At 74.3% G+C, this 14,126-nt stretch carries 12 protein-coding genes and 1 pseudogene; 5 read left to right on the plus strand and 8 right to left on the minus strand.

Features of this window, described 5'->3' with window-relative positions; translation table 11 throughout:
- Positions 1-54 precede the first annotated feature (54 nt).
- Both GPJ59_RS23590 and GPJ59_RS23595 read right to left on the minus strand, forming a co-directional pair.
- Positions 55-1,641: a serine/threonine-protein kinase gene (locus tag GPJ59_RS23590; RefSeq protein ID WP_308120436.1), complete on the minus strand. Its 1,587-nt coding sequence runs from the start codon at positions 1,639-1,641 to the stop codon at positions 55-57.
- A gap of 51 nt (positions 1,642-1,692) precedes the next feature.
- Positions 1,693-2,010 (minus strand): hypothetical protein, encoded by a 318-nt coding sequence (locus tag GPJ59_RS23595; RefSeq protein ID WP_219669536.1) that lies wholly within the window; start codon positions 2,008-2,010, stop codon positions 1,693-1,695.
- 160 nt (positions 2,011-2,170) lie between these two features.
- On the opposite strand from GPJ59_RS23595, the gene GPJ59_RS23600 reads away from it, so the two are divergent.
- Entirely contained in the window at positions 2,171-4,165 is a 1,995-nt protein-coding gene (locus GPJ59_RS23600) for a bifunctional metallophosphatase/5'-nucleotidase (RefSeq protein WP_308120438.1), read from the plus strand.
- Between the two features lie 23 nt (positions 4,166-4,188).
- On the opposite strand, the gene GPJ59_RS23605 is transcribed toward GPJ59_RS23600, so the two are convergent.
- Together GPJ59_RS23605 and GPJ59_RS23610 are read right to left on the minus strand one after the other, a co-directional pair.
- Positions 4,189-4,935 carry a DJ-1/PfpI family protein gene (locus GPJ59_RS23605; RefSeq protein WP_219669538.1) on the minus strand — a complete coding sequence of 249 codons (747 nt, stop codon included), beginning with the start codon at positions 4,933-4,935 and terminating at the stop codon, positions 4,189-4,191.
- A 170-nt stretch (positions 4,936-5,105) separates the two neighbouring features.
- Complete coding sequence (locus GPJ59_RS23610) at positions 5,106-6,053, minus strand: GlxA family transcriptional regulator (RefSeq protein ID WP_219669539.1); 948 nt, start codon at positions 6,051-6,053, stop codon at positions 5,106-5,108.
- A gap of 300 nt (positions 6,054-6,353) precedes the next feature.
- Here GPJ59_RS23610 and GPJ59_RS23615 point away from each other — a divergent pair, with 300 nt between their 5' ends.
- Both GPJ59_RS23615 and GPJ59_RS23620 read left to right on the plus strand, forming a co-directional pair.
- Entirely contained in the window at positions 6,354-6,629 is a 276-nt protein-coding gene (locus tag GPJ59_RS23615; protein ID WP_219669540.1) for a hypothetical protein, read from the plus strand.
- Positions 6,630-6,799: 170 nt separating this feature from the next.
- On the plus strand, positions 6,800-7,144 hold the full coding sequence (locus tag GPJ59_RS23620; protein WP_219669541.1) for a hypothetical protein: 345 nt from the start codon (positions 6,800-6,802) through the stop codon (positions 7,142-7,144).
- Here GPJ59_RS23620 and GPJ59_RS23625 read toward each other — a convergent pair.
- The 3 genes from GPJ59_RS23625 to GPJ59_RS23635 all read right to left on the minus strand — a co-directional run bounded on the left by GPJ59_RS23625 (position 7,128) and on the right by GPJ59_RS23635 (position 10,569).
- Positions 7,128-7,565 (minus strand): VOC family protein, encoded by a 438-nt coding sequence (locus tag GPJ59_RS23625; protein WP_219669542.1) that lies wholly within the window; start codon positions 7,563-7,565, stop codon positions 7,128-7,130. The two genes, GPJ59_RS23620 and GPJ59_RS23625, sit on opposite strands and share 17 nt — an antisense overlap.
- Positions 7,566-7,669: 104 nt before the next feature.
- Complete coding sequence (locus GPJ59_RS23630; RefSeq protein ID WP_258024814.1) at positions 7,670-9,406, minus strand: vWA domain-containing protein; 1,737 nt, start codon at positions 9,404-9,406, stop codon at positions 7,670-7,672.
- Positions 9,407-9,507: 101 nt separating this feature from the next.
- Positions 9,508-10,569 (minus strand): ATP-binding protein, encoded by a 1,062-nt coding sequence (locus tag GPJ59_RS23635; RefSeq protein ID WP_219669544.1) that lies wholly within the window; start codon positions 10,567-10,569, stop codon positions 9,508-9,510.
- A 162-nt stretch (positions 10,570-10,731) separates the two neighbouring features.
- Between GPJ59_RS23635 and GPJ59_RS23640 the strand changes: the two genes are divergently transcribed.
- The gene (locus tag GPJ59_RS23640; protein ID WP_219669545.1) at positions 10,732-11,295 is read left to right on the plus strand and encodes a GNAT family N-acetyltransferase; all 564 of its coding nucleotides are present in this window, start codon (positions 10,732-10,734) and stop codon (positions 11,293-11,295) included.
- Between the two features lie 13 nt (positions 11,296-11,308).
- On the opposite strand, the gene GPJ59_RS23645 is transcribed toward GPJ59_RS23640, so the two are convergent.
- Positions 11,309-12,625 carry a S1 family peptidase gene (locus GPJ59_RS23645; protein WP_219669546.1) on the minus strand — a complete coding sequence of 439 codons (1,317 nt, stop codon included), beginning with the start codon at positions 12,623-12,625 and terminating at the stop codon, positions 11,309-11,311.
- A gap of 247 nt (positions 12,626-12,872) precedes the next feature.
- Here GPJ59_RS23645 and GPJ59_RS23650 point away from each other — a divergent pair.
- A pseudogene (locus GPJ59_RS23650) lies at positions 12,873-14,126 on the plus strand (hypothetical protein); the annotation flags it as partial.

Here is a 14,126-nt window from a genome sequence, read left to right on the forward strand (position 1 = left end):
CGAGCGGTAGACCGTGAGCAGACCGTACTACTAACCGGTTTTTATCTAGTGCATTCATGCGGCGCTCCCCGGCATATACGCGCTAGGCCGGCGCGCCGGCGTCGGTGTGAATAAGTACACAGGCCCGCAGTCCCGCGGCCCCCCCGGGCCGCCGGCGAAGCCGTGCGGACCGCCGAAGCCGCCGTACGGGCCCGGCAGGCCGGGCATACCCGGCACGTACGGTCCCGCGCTGATGCCGTACGGCCCCGGGGCGACGCCCAGTCGGGGCGCGAGGTACCAGGAGACGATGCGGTGCAGCTGGGGCAGCCACTCCTGGAGGCGGGCGGCGCGCCGGGCGTTGACCTGGCACGTGTACGCGTTGCCGTCCCGCAGCGTGACCGTCACGACGAGGTGGTGGCCGCGCTGGGAGGGGACGTAGGTGATGCCGGCGACCTCGTCCCACGGGAAGTCCGCCTCTACGCCCTCGACTTCGAGGACGACGCCGGTGCCGTCGGCGATCACGCTGCTGCGGCGGTCGGCGATCACGACCTCCAGTGCGGCGGCCCCGGCGGGCCCGATCCCCCCGGCGGGCGCTCCGCCGGCCGGAAAGGCCGGTGCCATCGCGGGCATCGGCGGAACGGCCTGCGCGGGCGGCGGCGTGGCCTGCTGCGGCGGGGGCGGGGGCACCTGCGCCACGACCGGCACCGCGGACGGGGGCGTCTGCGGGGATGCGTACGCGGGCGTGTGCGAGGGCGTGTGGTGCGAGGGCGTGGGCGCAGGTGCCTGCGCAGGCGTGTGCGGCTCCACCGGCGGCGCGGCCATCGGGACCGTCGGCCTCCAGTCCCCGGGAATCCGGGCGGTCGGCGCTGCGCCGGGGCCGGCGTCGGCGTCGGCGTTGGTGAGCAGGTCCAGCAGCGCGGAGGGGGTCGGGCGGTCCGCCGGAGCCTTCGCCAGGCAGGCCTCGACGAGCGGGCGCAACGTCTCCGGCACGACGGCCAGACGGGGCGGTTCGTGTACGGAGCGGTACATCAGGCCCATGGGCGTCCCCTCGCCCCAGGCGCTGCCGCCGGCGGCGGCGACCAGGACCGCGCCGAGCGCGAACACGTCCGCGGCGCCCGTGACGTCGTCGCCCAGGGCCTGTTCGGGGGCGAGGTAGCCCGGCGTGCCGAAGGCGGTGCCGGTGGCGGTCATCCGGGTGGACTCCACGGCGCGCGCGATGCCGAAGTCGAGGACGCGCGGCCCGTCCTCGGCCATCACGATGTTGCCGGGCTTGAGGTCGCGGTGCACCAGCCCGCAGGCGTGGATGGCCTCCAGGGCCTCGGCGAGCGCGGCGGCCAGCGTGCGCAGTTCCGCCTCGTCCATGGGACCGTCGGCGGCGAGCCGGCCGGCCAGGGTCGGGCCGGGCACGAACGCCGTCGCCAGCCACGGCGGGTCGCCGTCGGGGTCGGCGTCCACGACCGGCGCGGTGTGGAAGCCGCCGACCCGGCGGGCCGCGGCGACCTCGGCCCGGAAGCGCTCCCGGAAGGCGGGGTCGCCGGCCAGTTCGGGCCGGGCCACCTTGACCGCGACCGCCCGTCCTCCGCGCGACCGCGCCAGGTAGACGGTGCCCATGCCTCCCTCGCCGAGCTTGCGCTCGACGACGTATCCCCCGATGTGTTGCATGCCCCCAGTATGGCGGTCGCCGACCGTGACGCCGCTGGTGGGGCAGGGAACCTACTTCGGGGAGAAGCGGAAGCTCGCGAAGGGGGCACGGGCCGGTGCCGCCTTGCCGGGTGCGAGCGTCGTCGCCGTTCCCTTGCACTTCTTCTGCGCGTAGACGACCACGGCGGTGTTGCTCGCGTTGCGGGCGCCGCGCGCCTCCTGCTCCATGTCGAAGCACCGGCCGTCGGGCAGGTCCTTGGCGTAGTACGGCTTGCCGGACGGGCCCGTCCAGTGGAACTCCCCGGTCGCGGCGGCGGCCGCGCCGGCGAGCGCGACGACGAGCGTGAGGCCGCCGAGGGCAGCGGCGGCCGGACGGCGCAGACACATCATGGCTTTCTCCTCCGTAATGCGGCGAGCAATGATCTCCGCCGGCCTCAACGAGGTCCGGCCGGGGGTGTTACGCGGCACTCGGCCGAACGGAGTCCCGGCCCGCCGCCGTGACCAGCGCGCCGACGTGACACGGAGGGTGGTGCGCGGGAGCATGCCGGGTGTGACGACGCGCGCCAATACCGTGCCGGAGGACCGGAGTTCGAGGGTGTGGGGGCGGCGCACGTTCCTCACCGGTGTCGGGGCGGCGGCCCTGTTCGCCACCGGTGTCCCCGCCTACGCCACCGATGCCGCCCGGGACGCCGCCGGGGCCGACGAATACGTCGACGTACAGCTGCTCAGCATCGCCGATCTGCACGGATACCTCCAGGGCGCGCCCGGCGGGAACTCCGTCATCACCGGCAACGGCGGGCAGCGCTACACGGTCGGGGGCGTCGCGTACCTGGCCACGCACCTGGAACGGCTGCGCGCAGGGCGGCGCAACTCGCTGTTCTTCACGCCGGGGGACGCCTTCGCCGGCTGGGAGTTCGACGCGGCGGCCTTCGCCGACGAACCGACCGTCGAGGCACTGGGCCGGATGGGCCTGGACTTCGCCACGGCCGGCAACCACGAGTTCGACAAGTCGCCCGCCATGGTGCAGCGGCACATGGAGCAGGGCATCCCCTTCCCGGTCGCGGGCCGGGACACCTCGTTCACCGACTCCTCCGGGCGGGCGTTCCACGGCGCCGACTTCCGCTACTACAGCGCCAACCTGGTGCGCACGAGCGACCGGCGGACGGTCCTGCCGCCGTACCACGTCGAGTGGGTGACCGCGGCGGACGGCCGGCGGCTGCCGATCGGCTTCATCCACCTCACCGCCGTGGGCACGGAGAGGTTCCCCGGCTCCTTCCAGCCGGGCCTGGCCACCCTCGACGAGATCGCCACCGCCGACGCCTGCGCGGCGCAGCTCAAGGCGCAGGGGGTGAACGCCATCGTGCTGAGCATGCACGACGGCGCGGTCGCCGGCACGGACTTCAACAGCGGCAGCGATCCCTCGGGCCCCGCCCTCGACCTCGCGCTGCGGGTCTCGCCGGACATCGACGCGATCGTCACGGGGCACTGGCACCGGCGGTTCACGATGATGCTCCCCGACCCGCTCGGGGTCCCGCGCCCGTTCGTCGAGGCCGGCTGCTACGGGCAGGTCGTCAATGAGATCAGCCTGCGGCTGGATCCCGTCACCGGGGCGGTGGTGCGGGAGCTGACCGTCTCCACCAACCACCCCAACACCCGTGACGTCGCCGCGCACCCGGAGCTGAAGGCGGTCGTGGACTACTGGGCGGGGCAGGCCGCCGACCGCGACCGGTCCAGGATCGGGCGGCAGACCGGCTCGTTCCTGCGGACGCGGAACACGGCCGGCGAGAGCACCATGGGCGACCTGGTCGCCGACTGGGCGCTGTGGGCGGGCCGGCGGCCCACCGATCCGGAGAACGACGCCAACGTCCACCCCAACGTGCCCGCCCAGCTGGCCCTGGTCGCCGTCGCGCCCCGGGTGGGGCAGACGGTCGTGGCGGGCGATCTGCCGCTGGACGCAGCCGCGGACGGCGCCGTCACCTTCGGGAGCGCCTGGCGGGCGGTCGGATTCGGCGACCCGGTGGTCAGCGCGTGGGTGACGGGGCAGCAGCTCCACGACGCGCTGGAGCAGCAGTGGACGCGGGAGGCGGACGGCACCGTGCGCTTCGCGCCGCTGGCCGTCTCCGCGAACGTCCGCTACTCCTTCGACGCCCTGCGGCCCGTCGGGGACCGGGTGGCGCCGGCGGACGTCTTCGTGGACGGCGTGGCGCTGGACCCCGCCCGCCGCTACCGGCTGGCGGCCCTGTCGTACACCCTGCTCGCCCATGACGGGTACCCGGCGCTGGAGGGCTTCGAGGAGCCGTACCGGCACCAGCGGGACTTCGAGAGCTTCGTGGCGTTCGTCCGCGAGAGCCAGGTGCTCGGGCCGCAGCCGCGCGACCGGGTCACGGTACGCAACGCCGGCCTGGCCGCCGCCGACGTGGGCACGGTCGTGGTGCCGCCGCCGCTGCTCCACGCCGACGGCACCCCGGTACCGCGCCCGGAGGCGGCGATCCTCACCTCGGGCCGCCCGGCACCCCACCGGAGCGGCCACCGGCCGCCCTGCTGACGCCCCCGGACGCGGCGTCGGCGCTACGCGCGCCAGACGGTTCCGCGGCGCTCGTACTCCAGGACCTGCTCGGCGAACAGGGCCGTCTCGGGGCCGAAGAACCGTTCGAGCAGCCACAGTCCGAGGTCGATGCCCGACGTCACTCCCCCGCACGTCACCAGGTCGCCGTCGTCGACGACCCGGCCGCTGACGACCCGTCCGCCCTGGGCCTTGAGGTCCTCGATGGCTATGTGGTGCGTGGTGCACGGGCGGCCGGCGGTGATTCCGGCGGCGGAGAGCAGCATGGTGCCGCTGCACACCGCTCCCAGCACCAGCCCGCGCCGCCGGGCCGCCGCCAGGGCCCGGGGCAGGACCCCGCGCCGTATCTCCCGATCGAGGCCGGAACCCTCCCCGTAGCCGGCGCCCGGCACCAGGATCAGATCGGCGGTGTGGGGTGCCCAGGGGGTGCGGCAGACGAGCTCCATCCCCGCGGACGTCTTCACCGAGCGGGGTCCGTCGGCCGTGACGAAGGACTGCGTGATGCGGTCCGTTCCGGCGGTCCCGAAGACCTCGATGTGGCCGGCGAAGTCCTGCTCCTCCACGCCGTCGTAGAGCACGGTGTGGACGCGCAGGGGCTGACGCGGCGGGCGCGGGGCCGCGGGCGCGGTGGCTGTGGCCGCTGCGGTGTTCGCGGACGCGGTCGTTGCGGACGCGGTCGTCGCGGACGCGCCTACGAGGCCCGCGCCGGCCGCCGCGGCGACGCCGGTACGCAGCAGGTTCCGCCTGTCCATGGGCATGCGATCCTCCGTGAAGAGAGGTGAACCGCCCCTCCCCGCACGGTCGTTCCGCAGGTCGCGGAGGGGGAGGGGATGACGCGGTCCAGTCTTCCGGCGCGGGCGGGCCGACGACACCGGCGCGCGTGCCCATGGTGCGCAAGATACGGCCAGGGCAGGTCCGCGAACTACATGCGGAACGCCGCCCGGTACGCGGACGGGGTCGTGCCGATGTGCCGGGTGAAGTGGTGCCGGAAGGCCTCGACCGAGCCGAAGCCGGTCGACTGTGCCACGCGTGCCACCGGCAGGTCGCTGCCCTCCAGGAGTTCCCGGGCGCGCTGGAGGCGGTGCGCGAGCAGCCAGCGCAGCGGAGTGGTGCCGGTCTGCGCGAGGAAGTGCCGGGACAGGCTTCGCCTGCTCATCATCGCGTGGGCGGCGATGTCGGCGACCGTGAGCGGCTCCGCGAGCTTGTCCCGCATCCACTGCATCGTCCCGCCGAGGTCGGCGGAGTCGCTCTCCGGGGCGCGGTACTCGATGAACTGCGCCTGCCCACCGGCGCGTTGGGGAGCCATGACCATCATGCGGGCGACCTGCGCCGCCACCGCCGCGCCGTGGTCCCTGCGCACCATGTGCAGGCACAGGTCGAGGCCCGCGGCGATCCCCGCGGAGGTCAGGACCCGGTCGTCGTCGACGAAGAGCACCGACGGGTCGACCCGGGTGCCGGGGAACCGGGCGGCCAGCGCGTCGGCGAAGCGCCAGTGCGTCGTCGCCCGCCGGCCGTCGAGCAGGCCGGCGTGGGCGAGGACGAAGGCCCCCGTGCAGATCGAGGCCACCCGCGCGCCCGCGGCCGCGGCCTCCTTGAGCAGCCGGACGATGCGCGCGGGCGGCTCCCGTTCGGCGGGGACGCCTGGAACGACGACCGTGTCCGCGTGCCGTGCGTCGTCCCACCGGTACGGGGACGAGAGCCGGAACGGCTCGGCGGGCCCCGCGGTGGCCGTGACGGCGCGCTCGGCGCAGACCCGGACCTCGTAGGCGGGGGTTCCGTCGGGATGCGTCGCGAGCGTGAACACCTGGCAGGGGATGGTCAGGTCGAAGGCCGACACACCGTCGAGTGCGAGTACCGCAACCGTATGCATACGGCCGGACCCTACGACACCGCCCCGGTACGGCCCCCGTGCGGGCCGGGGGACCCGGGACCGGGCCGGACCGGGACGGGCCGCGGAGCCGGTGAGTGGTGTCGCACACACTGCGCTCCGGTGATTTCGAGGGCCGCCGTGCGACCCGTCTTCGAACCGAAGGCCGTGTCCGGCTTCCCCCGAGGGAGTTCAGGGCCGCGGGCATCCCCGCCCGAGTCGCTGCACCGAAATTCCGGGGCCGCTGTCGGAGGTGGGTGGCAGTATCTGGCGCGGTGATCGCACCAGCTACAGGGGGTAGGCATGGCGAGCACGTACGCATGGCCGCGCGGGGCGACGACGGCGGACAGCTGGCAGCTGGAGAGCTGGCTGGCCCGGCACGGGTGGGAGGTGGACCCGACCGTGTTCATGGCGGGCGCACTGGGCCCGGCGGTGCAGATCCGCCGGTCCGGCGGTACGGGGGCGGAGGGCGAGGACGGTCTGCTCGTCCTGCCGGGCGAGACCGTGGAGTACGACGGGGAGCGGATGCGGATCGCTCCCTGGGACGCCGCGGTGCCGGCCGTCTGCGCGGCCCGGTAGGCCGTCGTCGCGGCTCGTAGCGGCTCGTGGCGGACCGGCACGGGACGGCCGGCGGCGGGATCGCGCTGTCGGCCGTCATCCGCCCGGCCGCACACCGGATGCCGCACGGGGGCGGAGGGGTCAGGCTGCGGTGGAGGGATGCCACCACCGCACAGACGAGGACCCGAGCCATGTCCCACCACCGATGCCTCAGTGTCGTCACCGGGGCGGCGCTGCTGCTCACGGCCACCGCGTGCTCGGCCGGCAAGACCACCGTGGGCGAGCTCAGCTTCCGCGGCCACGACTCCCCGATCGTGCTCACGTACTCGAACACTCCCGTCGAGGGCTGCCACAGGATCAGGCTTCCGCACGGTGCCGCGCACGTGGAGAACAACACGATCGTCGACGTGGTGATGTACCGGACGCCGAACTGCCAGAAGTCCGCCGAGGCCCAGGGGATCTACGTCCCCACCGAGACCTCCAACGTCACCGCGCCGGGCACGCTGCCGTGGCGCAGCTTCAGCGTGGTCCACTGACCGGGCCGGCCGGGGCGGCGGGCAGGTTCAGCTGCCAGGAGACGCCGAAGCGGTCGTTGACCCAGGCGAACTTGGGGCTGAAGCCGTAGTCGCCCACGGGCATGAGCTCCTGTCCCTGCTCGCCGAGGGCCTCGTAGAGGCGCATGAGCTCGGCCTCGCTGTCGCACTGCACGAACAGCGAGAGCGCGGGGGTGAAGCCGAACGCGTGCTGGACGTAGCTGTCGATGCACATGAAGCGCTGGCCGGCCAGCGAGAACGTGGCGTGCTGCACGGTGTCCTCGGCGCCCGGGCCTTCGGGGCCGTACCGGGTGATGTCGATGACCTCGGCGTCGTCGAAGAGCGTGAGGTAGAAGGTCATCGCCTCCTCCGCCTTGCCCTCGAACATCAGGAACGTGGTGATCTTCTGCGGTGCCGCAGCCATCCGGCCTGCTCCCTGAAGGTCGTGCGTCCAGCCTTGCGAGGCCGAGATTAGGGCATGGCTGCGGCCGACGGGCGGGTACAACACGGCCCACCCGCACCGGCCGGTCACTCCATGCGGAAGACCGGGCCGCAGGGCGTGAACGGCAGGACGGCGCCCTGCGGGACCAGGAAGGCGTGTTCGCGGCGGACGCGCAGGGTGTCGCACCAGCCGTCGGTGACGATCAGGACCGGCGCGTGCGCGGGGAAGTCCTCCGCCCGGTGGAGTACGTCGATGCCGGGCTGGAGCACGGTCCCGCCGCGGCCCCGGACGCGGACCCGCCCGGCGATCTCCTCGGGCGGCAGGTAGCCCGCGTCGTACGGCGCGGCGTCGCAGAACACCACGCGGGCCGCGGGTACGTCGCGGGCCTGCGCGTACGAGGCGATGGCCCCGAGCGCCTTGCCGAGCAGGGCCCGGTCCATGGAACCGGAGGTGTCCAGCACCACCCCGAAGGTGCAGCGGGCCACCTCCTCCGGCGGGAACCACCGCCCGGCCCGCGGGATGTCCGGGGTGGCGGCCTGCCGGCGCGAGGCGCGGGCGTAGCTGCGTACGGCCACCGGCCGCGGCACGTACTCGTCGAACCAGCGGGCGAGCTTGGCGTCCCAGGGCACCGGCGGATGGGCCAGGGCCCGGATCTCCTCGACCAGCCCGGCCGGCAACAGCCCCCGCTCCCCGGTCCGGTGCAGGTCGAAGCCCTGGACCAGGCCGCGGCGGTAGAACTCGTCCAGATCGGTGTACGGGCGGCTGTGCGGGTGGACGAGCGGCTCGCCGAGGATGTCGCCGCGGCCCTTGCCGCAGAGGGTGGCCAGGCGTCGGCGGCGGCGCAGGTCGGTCGCGATCCGGTCGTAGACCTCCTCCACCGACAGGCCGGTGAGCGCGGGGTCGTACAGCAGTCCGTCGGGCATCTCGCCGATGCCCATCTCCACCAGCCAGCCGTTGACGACGTAGTCGGCGGCCACGTTGTGCAGGTAGGGGTCGCGGGCGCCGCAGCGCTCGCCGTGCCGCAGGGCGGCGTGCAGCATCTCGTGGGCGAGGACGAACCGCCACTGGTCGTCGGTGAAGGTGCGCAGCGGGTTGATGTAGATCTCGCCGGCCCGGGCGGACACGGCGGCGATGGAGATGTCCCGGGCGCGGGCGAGTTCGGCGTCGGCGACCACGGTCAGGCCGGCGGCGATGCCGCCGAGCAGCGGGTAGGCGGAGACGAACCAGTTCAGGGCCAGGTCCCACGGCTTGCGCGGGGTCGCGGCGTCGCGCCCGCCGGCGGTGTCCATGGCGGCGGAGACGCTGCGGGTGAGGGCGGCGGCGAAGGCGGTCTGCCAGTCGGGGGCGGGGTCGCTCCAGTGCCGCCAGGGGCGCAGGTACTGGTCGGGCTCCTCGCCGGCGGTGCCGCAGCCCTCGTAGGCGGCGGGCAGCCCGTCGCGGCGCCAGCGGGCCGCGAGCTGCTCCTCGTCCCCGCCGGGGAGGTCGGCGGGGAGGGTGTCGGGGGCGGTGCCGACCGGGCTGGTGCGCAGGAAGCGGCTCACGACCACGCAGCGGGCGGCGAGGTCGAAGCGGTCCGGCTGGGCGCGCTCGTCGGCCTTGTCGGCGGGTACGTGGCCGAAGCCGAGGTGGAGGAGGCCGTGGGCGATGGCCCAGGCCCAGGCTCCGGGGTCGGCGCGGCGGGTGGGGTGGGCGTGCAGGACCCCGTTGGAGTCGATGCGGACCAGGCCGGTGCGCGGGCAGAGCCGGCAGCCCTGGTTGCGGCAGAAGTCGGCGTCCAGCGCGGCGAAGGCGGGGTGGTGGAGGACCTTGGCCCGGCCCTCCAGGTAGGCCTCGGAGGCGGGGTCGGCGGCCGGGGCGTCGCCCTTCCTCCGCTTGGCGTTGTTCGTGCGCTTCGTACGGGGCTTGCCGTGGGGTGTGGGCGTGCTCAACGGCGGGCCTCGACGAGGCGGGGCATGTCGCGTGCCGCCTCCACCAGGAACCAGGCGGGCAGCACCGGCTGCCCGTCGGCGTCGTCGGCGATGACGGTCTGGGCGACCTCGACGGAGATCTCGGCGAGCTGCACCAGCAGGGACTTGGCCCGGTGGGCGGTCTGCCGGAGGGCGGGCGAGACGTGTTCCTTGCGGGCGGGCAGCTCCTTGATCAGCCGGCCCCGGAACGCCTCGGCGAGGTAGTACAGCAGGTCGCGGTCCGCGGGCCGGGCGGGCCAGGAGGCGTCTCCCTTGAGGATCGCGTCGAGGCCGAAGGTGTGGCGCACGATCTTGGCGTAGCCGCAGAAGGACACGGCGTGCGCGGGCGTGAGGGTGCCGTGCGCGATCACCTTCAGCGTGTCCTCGTCCAGCGTGGGGCCGAAGGAGTGCAGGGCGTCGGAGAGCATGTGCCAGGAGCGCGGGGTGGAGAACGGCTCCTCCGTCTTGGGCGGCTTGGACCAGAGGTGGTCGGGCCGGTCGGTCAGGTAGTCGGTCACCCAGGGGTGGATGCCGTGCTCCCCCGCCCAGACCAGCCAGTCCCGGGCGGACACCTCCAGGTGGACGTGGGTGAGGCGGTTGACGAGGGCGGAGGCGAGGGGGCGGGCGAGGGCGTTGTCGGTGGCGCGGTTGCCGGCGCCGATGACGATGGAGCCCTCGGGCAGCTCGTAGGTGCCGATCCGGCGGTCCAGGATCAGCGAGTAGAACGCCTTCTGGACGTCCGGGGTGGCCGCGTTGAGCTCGTCGAGGAAGAGGCAGTACGGCTCATCGCGGGCGATGGCCTCGGGCGGGCAGAACACGCTGCGGCCGTCACGGATCTGCGGGACACCCATCAGGTCCTCGGGCGCCAGCTGGGTGCCGAGCAGGCTGACGCACTCCAGGCCCAGGGAGTCGGCGAACTTCCGCACCAGCGAGGACTTCCCGATGCCGGGCGCGCCCCAGAGGAACACGGGCCGCACGGTGGCGAGGCCGAGGAGGAGCTCGGGGATACGGGCGGGGGTGACGGTGACGGCTGCCTGCACGGGCGCAAGGGTCCTTAGGAGGGAGGGGTAGCGGGAGCGGAACGGGTCCGGTGCCCCCATCCGACCGCACCCCCGTGCCCGCCCGCACCCGATTTTCCGGTACAGCTGGTGCGTTCCCGAATCACCTTGCCGCGAGGGCGGGGGGCGTACGATCCTCGCGGCATGGACTTTCCACCGCAGCTGATCGAGCTCGACGACGACCTGGCCCTGCGCCGCTTCGAGGGCGAGGCCGACCTTCCGGAGTTCTTCCGGGTCATCGAGGAATCGCTGGAGCACCTGCGGCCGTGGATGCCGTGGGTCGCCGAGCACAGCCTGGCCAGGACCGCCGAGTTCCTCACGAGCCGGTGGCAGCGCTGGGAGGACGGGGCGGAGTTCACGTACGCGGTCGTGCTGGACGGGGCCGTGGTCGGCCTCGGCGCGCTCGTCCGGTTCGACGACACCTCGGACGGCGCCTGGGAGATCGGCTACTGGCTGCACCCCGCGGCCACCGGCCGCGGCGTCGCCACCCGGGCCGCCCGCGCCCTGGCCGAGCAGGCCTTCCGGCTTCCCGGCACCGCGTACGTCGAGATCGTCCACGACCGGGCGAACCTGGCCAGCGCCGCCGTCCCGGCCCGCCTCGGCTTCACCGAGCACGCCCGCCGCCCGGCCGAACGCCTCGCTCCGGGCGAGACGGGTGAGGTCCAGGTCTGGCGCCTCACCCGTCCGCCGCTGCCGGTCGCCCGCTGACGGCCGGCCGCCCTCAGGACGGATTGAGCTTGATCGCGAAGGCGTTGAAGATGTCCCAGACGTCCACCCACACCACCCACGCCGGATAGCCCGTCCAGCCGCCGCGGACGATGCCGTTGAGTTCGCGCGAGTCCGGGTGGTTGACCGTCACGACCGGTCCGCCGCTGTCACCTCCCCGGGCCGCCGTGAGGCCGTCCTTCTGCACCCCGACGGTGGTGAGCACGCCGCCGTGGTCGTACTCCACGTTGGTCACGCGGATGCCGCACACGACGCGGGAGTTGTAGCCGAGCTGGCAGACCTCGTCGTTCACCACGTTGCTGCGCACGCCGTTCAGGTAGCGCGAGTAGCCGGCCGTGTCGAGGCCGTCCCAGGTGCGGCGGTACGTCGGCGCCTCGATGAACGCGGCGTCCACCTGGGGCAGGACGCGCCAGACGTTGCCGATGTACCGGCCGCCGTTGGTGTGGACGGCGCTGCCCTCCGCGTAGCAGTGGCCGGCCGTGACCAGCCACTGGCGGCCGTCCCAGGTGCTGACCGCCGGGATGCCCGACGTACAGCGGGACAGGGGGCTGCCGACGTTGTCCAGTGCGGCGCCCGCGTAGAAGGGCGCGGAGTCGTCCTGGCGGGAGTGCAGGAGCGGCGCCGAGCCGGCTTTCGGCTCGCCCTGGAGGACCTCGTAGCGAAGTGCCGGCCCGTCACCTGCGCCGGTGCCGGCCGCCTTGCCCTTGCCCGCCTTGCCCTTGCCCGCCTTGTCCGCCGTACCCGTCCCGCCGTACCCGGGCCGGGCGGCCGGGTCGGAGGCGAAGTACGCCCTCGCGCGCTTCGCGTCGCTCGCCATGACCTGGATCTGCGTGCCGTCCACGGAGTGGCCGATGCCCTGGATCTCGAAGGGCAGCCGGGGTCCGAGCTCCTTGAGGCGCTTGATGTGGTTGCGCAGTTCGACGCGGGTCGACGGCGCGGCCTTGACGTCCACGAGCCGCAGGTCCGCCTTCGGTTCGAGGCTCTTGACCCGGGCCAGGAAGCTGTCCTTCTGGTGGACGTCGGTGAGGAAGAGTTCGACGGATCGGTGGTCGGGGGCGATGCGTACGCCCGTGAACACGTCCTGGCGCTGCTGCCGCCCGACCTGCTGGGCGGCGCTGCCGACCAGCCTGAGCGGATTGAGGACGGCGGCCTTCTGAGGGTCCGTCATCCGGTCGAGGCCGGCCTGGGAGAGCGGGGCACCGCGGTCCGGGGACCCGGTGGATGCCGGAGCGGCGGGCGTGACGGCCGCCGCGAGGAGGAGAAGGGAGACGGAGACAGCCGGGATTCCGAGCCGCTGCAACGGCTTGCGCATGTGACACCCCGAGGGCTACGTACTGCACTACCGGTTCGGTCATGGACGCTACCGGCGGGCCGGTCCGGGCGGACAGCGGCTGCGGCCCGGTTGGCCGATTGGCGTGCTGGAACGGCCCGTTGACGCCCCCGCCCACCTGCGCTTCTCGTACAGGGGTTGCAGGGTCGGCCCTCCGTGCGCAGGCGGAGGGCCGTGGCGTGCGGGCCCGCCGTCCGGGTGCCTCGCCACCTGTCGTAGGGTCCCGATCGTGCTGGAGGGGATCGACGACATCGACTGGGCCGCACTGCGCCACGCGTACGGGCCGGCGGACGACGTGCCCGGCCTGCTGCGGGCGGCCGGCTCGGCGGACGCGGGCGTGCGGGACGAGGCGCTGGACGAGCTGGCCTCCTCGCTCTGCCACCAAGGGTCGGTCTACTCGGCCACGGCCGCGGCCGTCCCGTTCCTGGCGCGGCTGGCCCTCGACGGGCCGGGAGACCGGTTGCGGCTGCTGTGGCTGCTGCACGGTGCGGCCGCCGGGTCGGGGCGCGAGTACCGCCGGGTGCGCCGGGCAGTGGCCGCGGCGCTGCCGGCGCTGCTGGGCCTGGCGGCCGACGAGGACCCGTCCGTACGGCGCGCGATGGTGTGGATCGTCGCCGCCGGCCAGGAGGCCTCGCTGCCGCTGCTGCCGCTGCTGAGGGCCCGGTGGGAGGAGGAGGGCGACGCCGGGGTGCGGGCCGACCTGGTCACTGCGCTCGGCCTGCTCGACGTATCGGCGGACGGCAGGGACGCGCGCAACCGCGCGCTGCTGTCGGCGCCGGAGCCGCCGGTGCGCACGGCGGCGGTGACGGACCTGCTGCGGACCGAACCGGTGCCGCTGCCGGCCGCGTTGGTGGAGGCGGCGCTCGACGCGCACGAGGCGGCGCCTGCCGACGACGACCACCATCCGTGGCCGGACACGTACCGGCCGCTCCTGGACCGGCTGATGGACGACCCCGACGCGGCGCTGCGGGCGGTGGCCCGCGGACTTCCGCTGGCCGGGGTGCTGACGGAGGTGTGGCGCGACCGCGAGCGGGACGTCCTGCCGTGGCTCGCGGCGGCGGCCGTGGACACCGAGGGCCTGTGCCGGGTGGCCCGGGCGGGGGCCGCGCTGCCCGGGGGTGAACCCGCGCCGTGGCTGGAGCCCCGTCTGCGGTCCGAGGACCCTGACGTACGCGTGGCGGCGACGCATGCCGCGCTGCGGCTGCGCGTGCCCGGTGCGGTCGGGCTCGTCCTGCGGCTGATGGACGAGTTGCCGGAGGAGGCCGCGACGTGTCGGCTCACCCCCTTGGCCGCGCCCGGCGCGGTCGTCCCCGCGGCGGCGGAGGTGTTCGGTGCGGCGGCCGAGCCGGTGGCCCGGCGGGTCGCGGACCGGCCGCGGGCCGAGTGGCTGGACGTCCTGCTGCACTTCCCCGCGCTCGCGGCCGGCTGCGTGGACGAGCTGGTCCGGCTGCGGCCCGCCTCGGCCGGGGTGCTGGCCTCGCTG

Origin of the sequence: Streptomyces bambusae (assembly GCF_019400985.1) — a bacterium.
GTDB lineage: Bacteria > Actinomycetota > Actinomycetes > Streptomycetales > Streptomycetaceae > Streptomyces > Streptomyces bambusae_A.